Origin of the sequence: Massilia cavernae (genome assembly GCF_003590855.1) — a bacterium.
GTDB classification, from domain to species: domain Bacteria; phylum Pseudomonadota; class Gammaproteobacteria; order Burkholderiales; family Burkholderiaceae_D; genus Telluria_A; species Telluria_A cavernae.
Genome location: NZ_QYUP01000070.1, coordinates 16,691 through 33,658 on the forward strand (window position 1 = coordinate 16,691; position 16,968 = coordinate 33,658).

General features: G+C 64.0%; 14 protein-coding genes and 2 pseudogenes. 6 read left to right on the forward strand and 10 right to left on the reverse strand.

Going from position 1 to position 16,968, the window contains the following annotated elements; translation table 11 throughout:
• Positions 1 to 4: 4 nt before the first annotated feature.
• The 3 genes from D3872_RS06835 to fumC form a co-directional block, all read right to left on the reverse strand.
• Positions 5 to 289 (reverse strand): DUF883 domain-containing protein, encoded by a 285-nt coding sequence (locus D3872_RS06835; protein WP_119810077.1) that lies wholly within the window; start codon positions 287 to 289, stop codon positions 5 to 7.
• A 163-nt stretch (positions 290 to 452) separates the two neighbouring features.
• Complete coding sequence (locus tag D3872_RS06840) at positions 453 to 665, reverse strand: RNA-binding S4 domain-containing protein (RefSeq protein WP_119810078.1); 213 nt, start codon at positions 663 to 665, stop codon at positions 453 to 455.
• A gap of 43 nt (positions 666 to 708) precedes the next feature.
• Positions 709 to 2,106 (reverse strand): class II fumarate hydratase, encoded by a 1,398-nt coding sequence (fumC, locus tag D3872_RS06845; protein WP_119810079.1) that lies wholly within the window; start codon positions 2,104 to 2,106, stop codon positions 709 to 711.
• A 115-nt stretch (positions 2,107 to 2,221) separates the two neighbouring features.
• Between fumC and D3872_RS06850 the strand changes: the two genes are divergently transcribed.
• Positions 2,222 to 3,262: a type IV pilus assembly protein FimV gene (locus D3872_RS06850; protein ID WP_147373824.1), complete on the forward strand. Its 1,041-nt coding sequence runs from the start codon at positions 2,222 to 2,224 to the stop codon at positions 3,260 to 3,262.
• 366 nt (positions 3,263 to 3,628) lie between these two features.
• Here the strand turns inward: D3872_RS06850 and D3872_RS06855 are convergent, their stop codons facing one another.
• The 4 genes and pseudogenes from D3872_RS06855 to D3872_RS27235 form a co-directional block, all read right to left on the reverse strand.
• Positions 3,629 to 4,966 carry an amidohydrolase gene (locus tag D3872_RS06855; RefSeq protein ID WP_119810081.1) on the reverse strand — a complete coding sequence of 446 codons (1,338 nt, stop codon included), beginning with the start codon at positions 4,964 to 4,966 and terminating at the stop codon, positions 3,629 to 3,631.
• Positions 4,967 to 5,030: 64 nt separating this feature from the next.
• Positions 5,031 to 6,431, reverse strand: coding sequence for a TonB-dependent receptor domain-containing protein (locus tag D3872_RS26355; RefSeq protein WP_229459203.1), 1,401 nt, complete (start codon positions 6,429 to 6,431; stop codon positions 5,031 to 5,033).
• Positions 6,432 to 6,787: 356 nt separating this feature from the next.
• Positions 6,788 to 7,231, reverse strand: coding sequence for a hypothetical protein (locus D3872_RS26360; RefSeq protein ID WP_229459204.1), 444 nt, complete (start codon positions 7,229 to 7,231; stop codon positions 6,788 to 6,790).
• Between the two features lie 269 nt (positions 7,232 to 7,500).
• A pseudogene (locus D3872_RS27235) lies at positions 7,501 to 7,998 on the reverse strand (TonB-dependent receptor plug domain-containing protein); the annotation flags it as partial.
• A gap of 167 nt (positions 7,999 to 8,165) precedes the next feature.
• On the opposite strand from D3872_RS27235, the pseudogene D3872_RS26370 reads away from it, so the two are divergent.
• Positions 8,166 to 8,484 (forward strand): annotated as a pseudogene (locus tag D3872_RS26370) (FAD-dependent protein); the annotation flags it as partial.
• 71 nt (positions 8,485 to 8,555) lie between these two features.
• On the opposite strand, the gene D3872_RS06870 reads toward D3872_RS26370, so the two are convergent.
• Positions 8,556 to 8,834 (reverse strand): flagellar protein FliT, encoded by a 279-nt coding sequence (locus D3872_RS06870; protein WP_119810082.1) that lies wholly within the window; start codon positions 8,832 to 8,834, stop codon positions 8,556 to 8,558.
• Between the two features lie 128 nt (positions 8,835 to 8,962).
• Entirely contained in the window at positions 8,963 to 9,784 is an 822-nt protein-coding gene (locus D3872_RS06875; protein WP_119810083.1) for an HDOD domain-containing protein, read from the reverse strand.
• A gap of 236 nt (positions 9,785 to 10,020) precedes the next feature.
• Here D3872_RS06875 and D3872_RS06880 point away from each other — a divergent pair, with 236 nt between their 5' ends.
• The 4 genes from D3872_RS06880 to D3872_RS06895 all read left to right on the forward strand — a co-directional run bounded on the left by D3872_RS06880 (position 10,021) and on the right by D3872_RS06895 (position 15,809).
• The gene (locus tag D3872_RS06880) at positions 10,021 to 12,648 is read left to right on the forward strand and encodes a M1 family metallopeptidase (RefSeq protein ID WP_119810084.1); all 2,628 of its coding nucleotides are present in this window, start codon (positions 10,021 to 10,023) and stop codon (positions 12,646 to 12,648) included.
• A 38-nt stretch (positions 12,649 to 12,686) separates the two neighbouring features.
• Positions 12,687 to 14,732: a M13 family metallopeptidase gene (locus D3872_RS06885; protein ID WP_119810085.1), complete on the forward strand. Its 2,046-nt coding sequence runs from the start codon at positions 12,687 to 12,689 to the stop codon at positions 14,730 to 14,732.
• A gap of 196 nt (positions 14,733 to 14,928) precedes the next feature.
• Positions 14,929 to 15,126 carry a CsbD family protein gene (locus tag D3872_RS06890; protein WP_119810086.1) on the forward strand — a complete coding sequence of 66 codons (198 nt, stop codon included), beginning with the start codon at positions 14,929 to 14,931 and terminating at the stop codon, positions 15,124 to 15,126.
• Between the two features lie 62 nt (positions 15,127 to 15,188).
• Positions 15,189 to 15,809, forward strand: a complete 621-nt coding sequence (locus D3872_RS06895; RefSeq protein WP_119810087.1) for a class I SAM-dependent methyltransferase — start codon at positions 15,189 to 15,191, stop codon at positions 15,807 to 15,809.
• A 95-nt stretch (positions 15,810 to 15,904) separates the two neighbouring features.
• Here the strand turns inward: D3872_RS06895 and D3872_RS06900 are convergent.
• Positions 15,905 to 16,968: alpha/beta hydrolase family protein (locus tag D3872_RS06900; protein ID WP_307719412.1), on the reverse strand; the 1,064-nt coding region annotated here is incomplete at its 5' end.

The window sequence follows — 16,968 nt, forward strand, 5'->3', positions numbered from 1 at the left end:
CTGGCTAGTCAAACGCGCGCAGGATGCGCGCCTCGCCGCTGTTGTCGGCGTTCTGGATGTTTGCCGCATTGGTCGCTTCGATCATGCGGCTCAGCTGGGCATCCTCGAACCTGGCCAGTTCCTCGGTGGCGGCATTCAGGGCGTGCGTCAGTTTGGCGCGCGCGTTCTGGTAGATCACGCTGGTGTACTGATCGGTGTTCTTGAGCAGTTCCTCCGCATTTTCGATGACGAGCCGCAGGTCGCCTATCAGCCTTTCCTGCGTCTGGGACCTTTCCTTGGGGCTATCCATCGCGGCCTCCTCTAACGGTTACGAGTGACACTTACAATATAAGCATGCAAGTTCGGCTGAGTTTGTCGATGCACAAATGAGCGCGGGCACTTCCCGCTCGACCACTTTTACACTTCTTACACTAGCGTCGTCACCAATAAAGACCGTCGTCGGCCGCCATGGATTACTGCACGCGGATGCGCACGTCGCCGACGCTGACGGTCTGGCCGGTGCGGATCTTTGCGGTCTTGCGCAGTTCTTTCTTGCCATCGACCGAAACGACGCCGCTTGCGACCATGTTCTTCCCGGCGCCGCCGCTGTCGCACAACCCGGCCAGTTTCAGCAGCTGGTTGAGCTCGACGAACTCGCCGTCCAGATCAAAAGTGACGTTTTGCATTCTATCCTCAGTTAAATTTGTTGGTTTTTCGATACGTAGCGGTTCAGTGGCCGGGCCCCGGATGGGTCATGTCCATCGGCACGATCCAGTCGTGGAACTCCTGCTCGGTCACAAAGCCCAGCGCCAGCGCCGCCTCTTTCAAGGTGCTGCCCTCGTGCTGGGCCTTCTTGGCGATTTGCGCCGCGCGATCATAGCCGATCCGGGGCGCCAGCGCAGTCACCAGCATCAGCGAACGCTCCATCAACTCGCCGATGCGGGTGCGATTGGCCTCGATGCCGCGCACGCAGTGTTCGTCGAAGGAGCGCATGCCGTCGGCCAGCAGCCGCGCGCTTTGCAGGAAATTGTGGGCGATCACCGGCTTGTACACGTTCAGTTCGAAGTTGCCGGAGGCGCCGCCCATGGTGATGGCGACGTCGTTGCCGAACACCTGGCAGCACAGCATGGTCAGCGCCTCGCATTGGGTCGGGTTGACCTTGCCCGGCATGATGGAGCTGCCCGGCTCGTTTTCGGGAATCGTGATTTCGCCCAGTCCCGAGCGCGGGCCGGACGCCATCCAGCGCACGTCGTTGGCGATCTTGGTCAGCACCGTGGCCAGGGTCTTGAGCGCGCCGTGCGCGGCGACCAGGGCGTCGTGCCCGGCCAGCGCGGCGAACTTGTTGGGCGCGCTCTTGAAACCGAGGCTGGTGCGCGAAGCCAGTTCGGCCGCGATGCGCGGCGCGAAGTCCGGATGCGCGTTAAGCCCGGTGCCGACCGCGGTGCCCCCCGCGGCCAGCTGGAGCAGGGCAGGCAGGGATGCCTTGATGATCTGCTCGGAAAATTCGAGTTGTGCCACGTAACCGGAAAACTCCTGGCCCAGGGTCAGCGGGGTCGCGTCTTGCAGGTGGGTGCGGCCGATCTTGACGATGTCGGCGAAATCGCGGGCCTTGGTCGAGAGCGTGCCGCCCAGCTGGGCCAGCGCCGGCAGCACCTGTTGCGCCACCGCCTTCGCGGCGGCCACGTGCATCGCGGTCGGGAAGATATCGTTGGACGACTGGCCGAGGTTGACGTGGTCGTTCGGATGCAGCAGCCGCGCCTCGCCGCGCTCGCCGCCCAGCAGCTCGGAGGCGCGGTTGGCGAGCACTTCGTTCATGTTCATGTTGGACTGGGTGCCGGACCCGGTCTGCCACACGGCAAGCGGGAATTCGTCCCGGTGCCGGCCGTCGAGCACCTCGGTGGCCGCCTTCATGATGGCGTCGGCCTTGTCGGCCGGGAGCAGTCCCAGCGAGCGGTTGACCGCGGCCGCGCCGCGCTTGACCTCGGCCAGCGCGTCGATCAGCTCCGGCGGCATGCGTTCGCTGGAAATGTGGAAATGTTCGAGCGAGCGCTGGGTCTGCGCGCCCCACAAACGGTCGTTCGGCACCGCGATCGGGCCGAAGCTGTCCTTCTCCATCCTGCTATCCATGGTGTTTTTCCTGTTATTGGTTGAATTTTGCTAAAGAGTTTACTCCAACGTACGTTAATTACGTTACGGCCGCGAATCCGGCCGCCTTAACTCTTAGTCATCCAGTCCACTTTCCATGTCCCGCAGCTTCCGCCTTCTCCATCTCGCCAGCGCCGCCCTCCTGTCCGGGGCGATGGCATGCGCGCAGGCGGTCGAACTGGGCGACGTGGCGGTGCGTTCGCACATCGGGCAGCCGCTGGTGGCGGACATCGAGCTGACCGGTTTCAGCGGCGCGGACATCCCGGTAGACGTCCGGCTGGCGCGGCCCGACGTCTACCTGGGCGCCGGCATCGCGATGCATCCAGTGCTGCAGAACCTGCGCATGTCGGTCATGCGGCGCGACGGCCGCCAGTTCCTGCACATTACCTCGACCGCGGTGTTGGACGCCCAGTACATCCACCTGTTCCTCGACTTGTCCGACGCTGGGCGCCACAGCATCCGCACCGCGACCCTGTGGCTGACGCCGGACCCGAAGCCAGCGCCGGCGCCTGTGCCTGTGCCGATCGTCGCGCCAGCCGTGGCTCCAGTCGTCGCAAAGGCCGAGCCACCAAAGGCCGCGCCGCGACCGACAGTCGTCCGTGCGCCGGCCGCGGTTGTTGCCGCTCCAGCGGCCGCCTGCCCCAAGCCGCGCTACAGCGACGAACAGGTGAGGGCATGTGCCGCGCGCGACTACAAGAGCGCGGTGCTGACGGCGCAGCTCGTGGAGCTGGAGGACAAAGTCAAGGTGCTGCAGGCTTCGCTCGATCCTGGGCCCGTGGGGGGAAAGCCTGCCGACGCCGTCAAACCCGCGCCCGAGGCCGTCCTGGCGCCGAAACGCCCTGCGGCGCCTCCGCCGATTCGCACCATCAAGCACAAGCAACCGGAACCCGAGGCGGCCCCGGACGTCGCAAGTGCCATGCCGCGCTGGGCCTGGAACCTGATCGCCTTGCTCGCGGCCGCCGGCGCGATCGCGGCAGTGGTCGCGAAGCGCAGGCTCAAACCGTCCGGGCCGCCGTCCGCCGCAGCGCCGGCCAAGGCGCAGGGCAAGCTGATCGGACGGCTGCGCGACGCACTCCATCGCGACAAGAAGCCTGCCGCGGACGCTCCCGAGGACGACCCCGGCCAGATGGCGGCCTGAGCAATGTTGTCGGAACAATAAAAAATTTCCGATGTTGTCTACACAAGATTGAAATCTCGGCTATACTGGCTTCCGTGGTCTTCAAGGCCAACAACAACAGGGCACGGACCTGGCGCAGCCACCATCGATAGCGTGGCGCGGCAAGCAGGTAATCGTTGAGGAAACGCCTGCCCTGGAAGCTGGCTGCGGAACAACAGCGTTTCGCGGTCGCCGGAGGCAACCGGCAAGAGGCGACACCAGGAGATACCTGGTGTTCGCTCTCCGGAATTCCGTAGCAAGGCAAAGCCCCGGCACACTGACTGTCCGGGGCTTTTTACATTGTGTGACCCCTTCGCGACGAAGAACGGCCTAAAACACGTCACGGGGCTATGGCTTTTTTTCGCCTGCGTCAGCCGTCAGGAAGTCGGCCGCCATCATCGCCATCGCCCGTACGCCCACGACCAGCGCACTTTCATCGACGAAGAACTTCGGACTGTGGTTCGGTGCGGCTTTTGCGGGATCCTGCCCGTCGGGCGTCACGCCGAGAACGAGATACAGGCCCGGCACTTGTTGGGCGAAGTAGGAAAAATCTTCCGAGGCGCCGACCAATGGCGCCACTGCCACCCTGCCGTCCGCTGCCCGCTCCAACACAGGCTGCATGCGATCGGCCAAGGCCTTTTGGTTGACCGTCACGCCATACTTCGGGTCGATCGACACCTTCGCCTGGGCGCCGGTACTTTGGGCGATGTTGACCGCGCTGGTCTTGATGTCTGCAGCGACCTTGGCGCGCACCTGCTCGTCGTAGCTGCGGATTGTCCCCGTCATGTACACCGTTTCCGGAACGATGTTCGGGGCGGTGCCGCCGTTGATCGTGCCGATCGTAACCACCACCGGCGACTGCGAAAGGTTGGCCTGCCGGCTCACCACCGTCTGCAATCCGTTGATGACGAGCGCCGACGTCACGATCGGGTCGATCGTGTTCCATGGCATGCCACCGTGACCTTGCTTGCCAGTCACGGATATCCGGAGGTCATCGCTGGCGGCGGTGGTGGCGCCGGTACGCCAACTGATTTCGCCCGAACGGGCCGTCACGACATGCATGGCCAGCACCGCATCCGGCCTGACCTGCTTGAACAAGCCCTCGTCGAGCATCAGTTTGGCGCCCCACTCCTTGCCCGTTCCAGGCAGGAGCGTGCTCGAGCCTTCCTCGGCTGGCTGGAAGATGAACATCACATTCCCGGCCAAACTCTCGCGCATGCCCGCCAACACCGTTGCGGTTGCCATCAGCATTGCCGTGTGGGCATCGTGGCCGCATGCATGCATGACGTCGACCTCGGCGCCCTGGTAAATGCCTTTCGCTTTCGATGCGAACGGCAGTCCGGCTGGTTCCTTGACCGGCAGGGCATCCATGTCGGCGCGCAGTGCCACGGTCTTGCCCGGCTTGCCGCCCTTCAGGATTCCGACCACCCCGGTGCGGCCTATGCCCGTTCGCACTTCAAGGCCCAGCTGGCGCAAATGATCGGCTACAAGCTTGGCGGTGCGATGTTCCTGGTCGCCCAGTTCCGGATGCTGATGGATGTCGCGTCGCCACTTGATCAGCTGCTGCTCGACCGCTGCGGCGCGCTGACGCACTTGCTGCTCGCTCGCGCCTGGCGCGGCCGCGCTTGCATGACTGCACAGAAATACCGCGGTCAGGGCTGCTGGTAACAGTGGGGAAATTCGCATTTGTTCACTCCTTGGATGGGCGCCATCGAGTAATGGCGCCGTTTTTACTGTTGCTAACCGCCGATTAGAACTTGGCGGTCAGGCCAACGAAGATCTTGCGGCCGTTTGCGTCGTACACCTGTGGGTAGGTGTTGCCGTTACCGAAGCCCGAACCAACCTGTGCGCTGATTGGTGGATCTTTGTCCAGCAGGTTGTTGATACCGCCCGACAGGGTCAGCTGCTTGGTCAGCGACCACGAACCGCTGATGTCCAGGTAGTCACGTGCGCCCAGGGTACGGTCAACTGGGAAGACGTTGCCGGACAGCTGAGGTGCCTTGCTGGTGCGGTCCAGGTCGACGGAGTCGATATGGCGCCAGGTGAACGCTGCCTCGAATGCCCATGGGCTGGTCCAGGTGATACGTGCTTTATGACGCCATTCCGGCAGCGGGGTACCGCAGGTTGGACCATACAGGCCCTTGCAGTCATAGGTGGTGTCGCCTGGCAAGTCCTGGGTTTCGAACGAACGCAGGTAGGTGCCCAGGATGCTGAAGCCCAGGTTGCCCAGGCCAGCGACCTTGTAACCGTAGCTTGCGCCCAGGTCCAGGCCGGTGGTCTTGCGGGTAGCCAGGTTCTGGTTGACGGCGTCGATGAACGCAGCTTCCTTCGCCCACAGGGTGCCGATATCGTCGCGGTGGATCAGCGAGCAGAACTGCGCGTCGCCGGTTTCCAGGCACTTCGACAGGCTGGTGGTTGCAGGAACGTTGGCGATCACGTCTTTCACGTCGATGCTGAATGCGTCGATGGTGAGCGACAGGTTACGCATTGGCTCCAGTACCAGGCCCAGGGTGTAGGAATCTGCTTCCTCTGGGTTCAGGTTGGCGTTACCACCGGTCCTCTGGAGGTACTGGCCAGCCGGGCTGTCGATGATCGTGCCGTACTGGGCAGCGGTGACGCCGGTGCGTGCGCACTGGGCCAGCGATGCGGTAGGCGTTGCGCCTGCGCAAGGATCTGCGTCGTTGTCATACAGGCTCATACCTGCCGGTGTGAACAGTTCGACGATGTTTGCAGCGCGGGCAGAACGCTGGTAGGTACCGCGCACCTTGATCTGGCTGATTGGTGCCCACTCGACGCCAGCACCGTACGAATCGGTGGTCTTGCCGGTGGAGTAGTCGGAGTAGCGGTACGAAGCCGACAGGCTCAGCAGGTCGAAGAACGGACGCTTTTCCAGCAGTGGAACGCGGACTTCACCGAACACTTCTTTTACGGTGTACTGGCCGGCTACGCCGAAGCTAGGACCGCCCTGGCCGGACAGGTCGTTGGTCTGGAACGCGGTGTCGGTTTCCAGTTGCAGCTTTTCACGACGGCGCTCCAGGCCGAACGATACGCCGACGCCGGTTTCCGAGGTTGGAACCTTCACGCCGTATTCGCTGAGGTCAGCCGACAGGTTACCGCCCTGGATTTCCTGGGTAGTGTAGCCCGAGCGCATGCCTGGGGTTTGCAGGTAAGCCAGTGCTGCCGGGGTGACTTTACCCAGCGACCAGATGTTGTACGGTACGCAGTTTGGATCGGTACCATCGACAGCCGAGCGGCATGCCGGCTGGCCGGAGCTGTCCAGGACACCACGTCATCGCCTTGAACGCGCGGCTGCGCGAGATGGCGTTCGGTAGGTTTCCGAGTACGAAACGCGTGCGTTCTGTGCGAACACGTCATACGCCCAGCCGCCGATCTCGCCCTTGGCGCCGATCTGCGAACGGTAGGAGGTGTTGGTGATGTCAGCCTGGCGGCCGCCGCCTTCAACGTTGCGGCGGAAGATCAGTGCGGACGCGGTCTGGCCAGGAGCGGTCAGGCCCAGCTGGCGCTTCCAGTCAGCCGACAGCAGCGGGTTCTCGAAGCGAACCGCATTGGGGCCGACAGGTCCAGGGCGAACAGGCCCGACGGAGCGATCTGCGCAATGGTGTGGTCGTTGTGGAAGCCGATCGACGAGTAGACTTGTACCGTGTCGTTGATCTCGTAGTTCGCGGTCGCGTTGAACACATAACGGTTCGAAGGACGCTGCAGGTAGTTGATCGGGCCGTAGTTGAACGCGTCGGTGGCGCCGACGTAGTTACGGGTGTTGCCTGCCGCGTCTGCAACAGTCTTTGCGCCGCCTTTAACCAGGAAAAAGCCTGGGAAGCTGGTGCTCGAGCCCGCGCAGGCGAAACCGGCTGCGCTCGAACCCAGTGCGCATGCGGTGAAATCACGTTCCGATTGCAGCAGCGCGTCGTCCTGCTTGAAGCCGGCGTACACGGTGGCGTTACCTTTGCCGTTGGCAAAGTTGCCGCCATCAGGATGCTGACGTCCTTGCTCTTTGCGTCGAAGCTCTTGTCGCCAGGAACTGCGAAGTTACGTGCGCGCGCCAGTTTCTGGACGGTGTCGTTGCCCTGCTGGTGGTTGTAGCCACTCAGGTTGGCATCGATCTGAACGCCTTCGAACTTGTCGTTCATGATGAAGTTGACCACGCCTGCGACCGCGTCGGAGCCGTAGACCGCGCCAGCGCCGCCGGACAGCACTTCAACGCGCTTGATCAGGCCTGCAGGGATCTGGTTCAAGTCGGCTGCGGTGTTCAGCGGCGAGCCTTGCGGCAGGCGGCGGCCGTTGACCAGTACCAGGGTACGGTCGGCGCCAAGGTTACGCAGGTTCACGGTTGCAGTACCGGTCGAGCCGTTCGACACCGCGCCACCCTGGTCAGCGAAGACCTGCGGCAGGTTGTTCATCAGGTTCTCGACGTTCTTCATGCCGTCGCTCTTGATGTCGGCTGCGCCAACAACGGTGATTGGGCTGGAGCCCTCGGTTACCGTGGCAACGCGGATGCGCGAGCCGGTAACGACGATTTTTTCCATTTCACCGGTCGGCGCTGGCGCTTCCTGCGCGCTCGCGCTGTGCACGCCGAGCGCAAGTCCGCTCAGGAACATCAGGCGAATTGAGCGTGACAATACTGTTTCCGTGATCATTAGTGATTCCCTTGAATGTAATTTTAGATCTACGGCCCAACCTCGCGGCCGGGCGTAAGGCATACAGGCAGCGGCTTTCGTCTCCTAAAGGCCAGATGCCCGGGATATCCATAGAAGTTATATAAATCTTCTTTATAGACGCCACATGGAACCATACCTGTTTGTTTTTTGTCAAACCTGCCGGGGGCATGAATGCTGCGCAAAAACAACAGATTTAGATGTCAAGAAGATTTTGCATGTGCCTGGGCGGCACGGTGGTGGTGGCCTCGTCCGAGGTGGGGCGCGTGGTGACCAACGGCATGAGGCAGTATTCGCGCGACGAGCGCAACGCCAACAGCGCGATCGTGGTAGGCATCAAGCCGGAGGATTTTCCGGGCCATCCGCTGGTCGCCGATCCGCATCAAGCGCAGCGACGACGACCTGCGGAGCCTGAACACGCGCGGCCTGTTCCCGGCCGGCGAAGGCGCCGGCTACGCGGGCGGGATTCTGTCGGCGGCGGTGGACGGTATCCGGGGGGCGGAGGCTGTGGTGCTTTCGATGGCGGCCTGATACGGCTTGCGGCCGTCTCCAAAAAAAACGGCGCCGGAACAGCGCTTTTCAGGCTTGGGACAGGCCGGCGCTCAGTGCGCCGCTTCCATCACGTCGGCCAGTTGCCAAGGCTCGGTGATGTCGCGGATGGCGCGGTCGTTGGCCAGGATTTGCTTGAGCAGGTCGATCTTGCGCAGGCGGGCGGCGCCGGCCAGGGCGGGGACGCCGCTGCCGGCGTTCGCGGCTTGCGCCGCGCACTGGCTTTCCATCGCTGCCAGGCCGTTCCAGTCTCCGGATTTTGCGGCGCCGGCCATCTTGGCGGTCAGGCCTGCAATATTTTCGTACATCGAGAGGACTTCGTTGGAGGTCATAAGATCACCTGGCCGATGGTTGGCGGATTGCCGCGTTTCCAGTCTTATCGGCCCGGTTTTCTGAAACTTTAGGGTCAAGTGGAAAAAATTTGAAAAAATCTTCAAGTTCTTTCCACGACCCCCGCCGCCTACGAAATCAGCTCCTCCAGCCCTGCACTCAGTTCGCCCAGTGCCGGCATTTCGTCCAGCAGCAGGGCGGGTTCGAGGCCGAATACGGCCGCCACCGCCACCGGCATCGCGTCCCCCGCCGCAGTTTCGCCGGTTTCATCGAGCCGCGCACGCCATGCGGCAAGGTTCACCACGCAGGCCAGCCGGTCAGGCTCCGGACCGCCCAGGGGATCTGGGAAGTCCTGTATCGTCCTTGTAAATACGCCCGGAAATTTCCAGCGCTGCGCCAGCCCGGCGCCCACGTCGCTGAAATTGAATCCCAGCGTCGCATCCTCATGTTCCATCCGTCCCGGCTCGTAGCAGCCGACCTCGTCATCGAGCTGTGCCGCCTGTTCCGGCATGCCGGCATGGATGATGACTTGGCCAATCGCGTGCATCAGGCCGATGGTGAAGGCCAGGTCGCTGTTCTCGCCGGTCTTTTTCGCCAGCCAGCGCGCCGCCACCGCCGTGCCCAGGCTGTAGCGCCAGAAGCGGGGCAGGTCGAGCCCGGGCGCGGTGCGGAAGCCATTGACCAGGCCGCTGCTGATGACCAGCGTGCGTACGGTGACAAATCCGAGCATGCGCACCGCCTCGTCCACTGTGCCGATGCTGCGCGACACATGGTAGTAGGCCGAGTTCGCCAGCCGCAGCAGCTTTGCGCTGAGCACCGGGTCGGCCGACAGCGTGCGCGTGATCTGGTCGACCGAGACGTCAGGGTTCTCGAAGCTGCTGATCAGGTCTTCGAGCACCTTGGGCGCGGTTGGCAGGGCCTTTGGGTTGTGCAGCAGTTCATCCAGGGTCATGGGCGAGTCTCCACTTGTCGGCAGCGCGATGTCCCGACTATATAGGGAATCGGCGCGCCGCGAAACCGGGCCGGCCGGCCCATCGCCGGTATCTCGGCCATTCCGCGTTTTCGACAGGCTGGCGCGGATTTTCTGCAGTTTGTCGCAATCGCCCACCTTTTCCGGCACGGCTCGCATACAGTGCAGCCTGGGTCGCTGCGACGTTTTGCGCGCCCGCACAATAACAGAGGGACGAGATGAGACAACCACACCTGACGCGGCTGGCGCTGGCCGCCGCAATCGCGCTTGCGTCGCTGGCTGCCAATGCAGAAGCGCCTTTTTCCTTCGCCGCCACTCCCGGCAAGCTGCCCAAGGACGTCGTGCCGGTGCTGTACACCGCCCACCTTGTGCCCAGCTTGTCCGACAACACCTTCTCCGGCACGCAGACCGTCGACATCGATGTCCTGAGGCCGACCTCGCGCATCATGCTCAACGCGGCCAACATGGAGATCGACGCCGCCAGCCTGTCCGGCAAGGGCATCGGCGAGCTGGCGCTGAAACCCCGGATCGACCGCGAACAGGAAACCGCCGCCTTCGACCTTGGCCGCGAACTGGCGCCGGGCCGCTACCAGCTGTCGATGACCTTCCGCGGCATGATCAACCGCGAGGCGCGCGGCATCTTCCACATGAAGTACAGGGCCGGCAGCCTTGAGAAGACCATGCTGGCCACCACGATGGAGCCGACCGACGCGCGCCGCATGCTGCCGACCTGGGACGAGCCCTCGTTCCGCGCCAGCTTCAAGCTGACCGTCGACGTGCCTTCCACCTTCAAGGCCTATTCCAACACCCCGGTCGAAAAGCAGGAAAACCTGGCCGGCGGCATGCAGCGCATCCGCTTCGGCGCCACGCCAAAGATGCCGAGCTACCTGGTGGTGCTGGTGGCGGGCGAGCTGGAACGCAGCGCCGTGCGCCATAACGGCGTCGAAATTGGCGTCGTGACCACCGAGGGCAAGCAGGCTTCCGGCGCGTTTGCGCTGGAGTCCACCAAGCGCCTCCTCAGCTACTACAACAACTACTTCGGCCAGCCTTACCCGCTGGCCAAGCTGGACCAGATCGCGATCCCGGGCGGCTTCAACGGCGCGATGGAAAACTGGGGCGGCATCGTCTACAACGAATCGACGATCCTGTACGACCCGAAGAAGAGCCCCGAGAACGTCCGCCAGCTGTCGTTCGGCTTCAACGCCCACGAAGTGGCGCACCAGTGGTTCGGCAACCTGGTGACGATGGCTTGGTGGGACAACCTGTGGCTCAACGAAGGCTTCGCTTCGTGGATGGCGACCAAGGCCACCGACCACTTCTACCCGGACTGGCGCCCCTGGCTGGACAGCATGGCCGAGCGCGAGCACGTGATGGACATGGACGCGCGCAAGACCACGCACCCGATCCAGATCCCGGTGGAAACCGAATCGCAGGCCGCCGACGCGTTCGACGCTATCACCTACACCAAGGGCCAGGCTTTCCTGCGCATGCTCGAGTCGTATATCGGCGAGCGCGATTTCCGCAAGGGCATCCGTAGCTACATGGCGAAGCACCAGTATTCGAACACCACCACCGCCGACCTATGGGCCGCGCTTGAAAAGGCCTCGGGCAAGCCGGTAGAAAAGCTGGCTTCCGACTGGACCACCCAGCCGGGCTATCCAGTGCTGAAGGTGGAGCAGGCCTGCGAAGGCGGCAAGCGCAAGGTCACGCTGACGCAGCAGCAGTTCCGCCTCGACGAGCCGGCCACCGAACAGCGCCTGTGGAACGTGCCGGTGCAGGTCGGCACCGTGGGCGGCAAGGCGTACTACACGCTGCTGGCGGGCGCCAGCACCACCGTCACCCAGCCCGGCTGCGACGCCGCGCTGGTGGTCGATCCGGCCAGCGTGGGCTACTTCCGCGTCCAGTACGACGCCGCGTCGTTCGACGCGCTGTCGGCACAGGCGCCGCGCCTGCCGGACGCCACCCGCTTCAAGCTCCTGTCCGACACCTGGAGCATGGCGCAGGCCGGCCGCGTCCAGCTGGGAAGCTACCTGCAGCTGGTCTCGCGCTACGGCGACGAGCCGCGGCTGGCGGTGTGGGAATCGATCCTCTCCAACCTGCACAGCCTCGACAACCTGGCCCGGGGCGAGCCTGAGCGGCCGCTGATCCGGCGCTTCGTGATCGACCTGCTGTCGCCGAAATTCGCCAGGCTTGGCTGGACCGAAAAGCCGGGCGAAACGATGGAAGACCGCCAGCTGCGCTCCCTGATGGCGGGCGCGCTGGCGCGCGCCGGCGACCCGCTGGCGATCGCGGAAGGGCGGGCGCGGTTTGCCAGCCTGCTGCGCGACCCGTCGTCGGTCAGCCCGTCGATGATCGACTTTACGGTCGGCGTGGCCGGCCGCTATGCCGACGCCGCCACCTACGACGCGCTGGCCAGCAGCGCGATGAAGGCCGAATCGAACGAGGAGCGCAACCGCTACGGTTATGCGCTGGCAAGCGTGATGGATCCGGCGCTGTCGGCGCGCACCATGGAGCAGGCGATATCGCCCGACGTGCCGCCGCAACTGAGCACCCAGATCCTGCCGGGCGTGGCGCGCAGCGGCCATATCGACCAGGCCTGGGCCTTCGCCGTCAAGAACCGCGATGCGCTGATGCAGACCCAGGATGCACTGGGCCGCAACCGCGCCTTCCCCAGCATCGTCAGCTCGTCGTCGGACGTGCGCCATGCCGACATGATGGAAGCCTACGTGAAGGCCAACTTCGGCCCGGATGCGCAGGCCGAAGCCCAGCGCGTGGCGAACAGCATCCGTACCCGCGCCGCCAAGAAGACCATGCTGCTGCCGCAGGTGCGCGCAGCGCTTCAATAAAACCGTTGGATAACCTCTAAGAAGATAAAAGGACAGACATGAAAGCAAACTGGGTACCCGCCAAGACCGCCATCGCACTCGCACTGTGCGCCAGCTTCGCCATGCCGGCCGTGCACGCGCAGGCGCCGGCCGCCGCGCCGGCACAATCGGCCGCCATGGCCGTGCTGCCGGGCGACGATTTCTTCGCCTACGCGAATGCCGACTGGCTGGCGAAGACCGAGATCCCGGCCGACCGCAGCACCTGGGGCGCGGGCGCCGCGCTGTCGGAAGAAACCAATGAGCGCATCCGCAAGATGATCGAAGGCTTCGCCGCCGACAAGAACGCCAAAGGCAACGCGCGCATGGTGGCCGACTACTACTCCACCTTCATGGACGAAGCGGGAATCGAAGCCAAGGGCACCGAGCCGATCAGGAAGGAACTGGCGAAGATCGACGCCATCAAGGACAAGGCAGGGCTGGTGCGCGCGCTCGGCGCCTCGCTGCGCGCCGACGTCGACGCGCTCAACGCCACCGATTTCTTCACCGAGAACCTGTTCGGCCTGTGGGTCGCACAGGGCCTGAACGAACCGTCGCGCAATGCGCCTTACCTGCTGCAGGGCGGCCTCGGCATGCCCGACCGCGCCTACTACCTGACCCAGAGCGAGCGCATGGCAGGCCTGCGCACCAAGTACCAGCAGCACATCGCGCAAATGCTCAAGCTGGCCGGCTACGCCGACGCGGACGCGCGCGCCGCGCGCGTGATGGCGCTCGAGATGGCGATCGCGCAGGCGCATGCGCCGCGCGAGGAATCCGCCGACGTGCTCAAGGCGAACAACACCTGGACCATGAAGGACTTCTCGGCCAAGGCGCCGGGCATCGACTGGAACGCCTACTTCAAGGCCGCCGGCCTGTCGGGCCAGAACAAGTTCATCGTCTGGCATCCGGGCGCGGTGAAGGGCGCGGCCGCACTGGTGGGTTCGGGCGAGCTGGCTGCATGGAAGGACTTCCTCGCTTTCCACACCATCAACCACCACGCGGCCATGCTGCCGAAGGCCTTCGCCGACCAGAACTTCGCGTTCTACGGTACCGCCTTGTCCGGCACGCCGCAGCAATCGCTGCGCTGGAAGCGCGCGCTGAACGCCACCAACGGCGCCATGGACGAAGCGGTAGGCCACCTGTATGTGGACCGCTACTTCCCGGCCGAGAACAAGAAGCGCCTGCAGGAGATGGTCAGCAACATCGTCACCGCCTTCAGCAAGCGCGTCGACAAGCTCGAATGGATGGCGCCCGCCACCCGCGCGCAGGCGCAGCAAAAGCTCAAGACCCTGTACGTCGGCATCGGCTACCCGGAAACATGGAAGTCCTACGCCGGCCTGAAGGTGGTGCCGGGCGATGCGCTGGGCAACGCGATGCGCGCCGAGAGCTTGCGGTACGCGCAGGCGCTGGCCAAGCTGAAGAAGCCGGTCGACCGCACCGAATGGTCGATGCCGCCGCACGTCGTCAATGCGGTCAACATGCCGATGCAGAATGCGCTTAACTTCCCGGCCGCGATCCTGCAGCCGCCGTTCTTCGACCCGAAGGCATCGGACGCCGTGAACTACGGCGCGATCGGCGCGGTGATCGGCCATGAGATCAGCCACAGCTTCGACGACCAGGGCGCCCAGTTCGACGCCCAGGGCCGCCTGCGCGACTGGTGGACCAAGGAAGACCTCTCGCACTTCAAGCAGGCCTCGGGCAAGCTGGTCGAGCAGTATTCGGCCTACAAGCCATTCCCCGACCTGGCGGTCAACGGCCAGCTGACTCTGAGCGAGAACCTGGCCGACCTGGCCGGCCTGGCGGCGGCCTACGACGCCTACAAGGCGACCCAGGCCGGCAAGGCGTCGATGACGGATGGCGACCGCGAGTTCTTCATCGGCTACGGCAATACCTGGCGCAGCAAGGCGCGCGAAGGCGCGGCCCGCCAGCGCATCCTGACCGACGGCCACGCGCCTGGCGAGTACCGCACCGCCACCGTGCGCAACCTCGACGCGTGGTACAAGGCTTTCGACGTCAAGCCGGGGCAGAAGCTGTACCTGGCGCCGGCCGAGCGCATCCGCGTCTGGTAGATCCAAACCGCCACAAACCGGGGTCAGGTTGAGTCGACCTGACCCGCCCGCTTTGCTTGCCTTGGCGTGTTTCTTGAGGTCATTGCCGGATCGCCCTATGTGTTAGGTAGCGAACAGAGTCTGATGAGTAAGCGACCTAAGGTAGACCGGTCACATGCAAAGTGATCCGAATTCACTACATAGCGAGGTAAGCGAAATGAACAAGGACCAGGTTAAAGGCAAGGCAAAAGAGATTGGCGGCAAGATTCGGAAGGCAGTCGGCAAGGCAGTCGGCAGCACTGAGCAGGAACTCAAGGGCATGAAGAACCAGGCTGAAGGCAACATCCAGCAAAAGGCCGGCGACATGAAGGAAGCCGTGAAAGACACGGTGGAACGCAACCGCGGCAACCGCTGACCGTACATCCAATAACGCTTTCGCCCGCGCGGGATTGGCTCCCGCGCGGGTAGAATGCGTGCATGGACGAACTTGATGATATCTCCCGGCGTACGCTGGCGCATTACGAACGCAACGCCCGCCAGTTTTTCGAAGGCACCGTCGACCACGACGTCAGCCAGAACATCGACGCGCTGCTCGGCGCCATCGAATCGGATCCTCCCTGCGCCATTCTCGACCTCGGCTGCGGGCCGGGCCGCGACCTCAAGACCTTCACCGCGCTGGGCCACCGCGCGATCGGACTCGACGGCGCCGCGCATTTCGTGGAGATGGCGCGCGCCTATAGCGGATGCGAGGTCTGGCAGCAGGACTTGCTCCACCTCGATCTTCCACATGAGATGTTCGACGGCATCTTCGCGAATGCGGTGCTGTTCCACGTGCCCAGCCGCGCGTTGCCGCAGGTGCTGGAACACCTGCATGCCGCGCTAAAGCCTGGCGGCGTGCTGTTCTCGTCCAACCCGCGCGGCGACAACCAGGAAGGCTGGAACGGCGAACGCTACGGCAGCTACTACGATTTCGACAACTGGAGCCGGCTGGTCACGGCCGCCGGCTTCACGCCTGTGCACCACTATTACCGGCCGGCGGGACTGCCGCGCGAGCAGCAGCCGTGGCTGGCCAGCGTATGGCGCAAGCGGTCGAGCTAAGGTGGGTGTGCGAACAGAGCAGTTCGCGGAGCCGATCGTTGAGGTAGAAACGAAAAAGCCGCGAATTTCGCGGCTTTTTTGCGGCTAGCGATCGCTTAGCGCGCGTCGTTGCCGATGTGGCGGCGGAAGAACGACTCGATGGTTCCGTACACGTGGCGCTGGCCAGGGCGCGACGAGATGCCGTGCTTGGCGCCCGGGTAGGTCATCAAGTCGAACTTGATGTTGCGGTTGACCATCGCGTCGATCAGCTGGGTGCTGTTGGTGAACAGGACGTTATCGTCGGCCATGCCATGCACCAGCAGCAGCGGCGACTTGAGGCCGTCCAGGTGCGCGAACACGCCGCTGCTCTTGTACGCTTCCGGATTGCCCTTCGGGGTAGCGCCGACGAACTGCTCGGTGTAGTGGGTGTCGTACAGCGACCAGTCGGTCACCGGCGCCACCGACACGCCCATCGCGATCTTGTCCGACGCTGCCGCCAGCAGGCGCAGCGTCATGTAGCCGCCGTAGCTCCAGCCGAACACACCGATGCGCTTCGGGTCGACGAAGACCTGTTTGCCCAGCCAGTCGATGCCGGTCAGCTGGTCTTCGACTTCATGCTTGCCCAGGCCGCCGTAGATGGCGTCGGTGAAGCTGCGTTCGCGGCGCGACGAGCCGCGGTTATCGAGGCGGAATACCACGTAGCCTTGCTGCGCCATGTACTGGTCGAAGTTGTTGCCCCACTTGCGCGACACGTGCTGCGAATGCGGGCCGCCGTAGGTCGACAGGAATACTGGATACTTTTTGCCCGCGTCGAAGGCGGCCGGCTTGATGATCGAGTAGTGCAGGGCCTGGCCGTCGTTGGCCTTGAGCGTGCCGTATTCGGTCTTCAGGTGGTTGGCCTTGTATTTGGCGTACGGGTGGCTGTCGTTCAGCTCATTCTTTTCCAGCCATTCGACCAGCGAACCGTCGGCGCGGCGAATCGCCACTTGCGGCGGGGTCGATGGATCGGAGAAGGTGTCGGTGAAGATCTCGCCGTTGCGCGCGAACGAAACGTCGTGCCAGCCGTCGGCCTTGGTGACGGCGCACCGGCTTGTCGGCCGTGCTGCCATCGAGCTTGAGCGCGTAGGCCTGCTTGTCGACGACCGCGTCGCGGTTCGACGATACGAACACGCGGCCGATT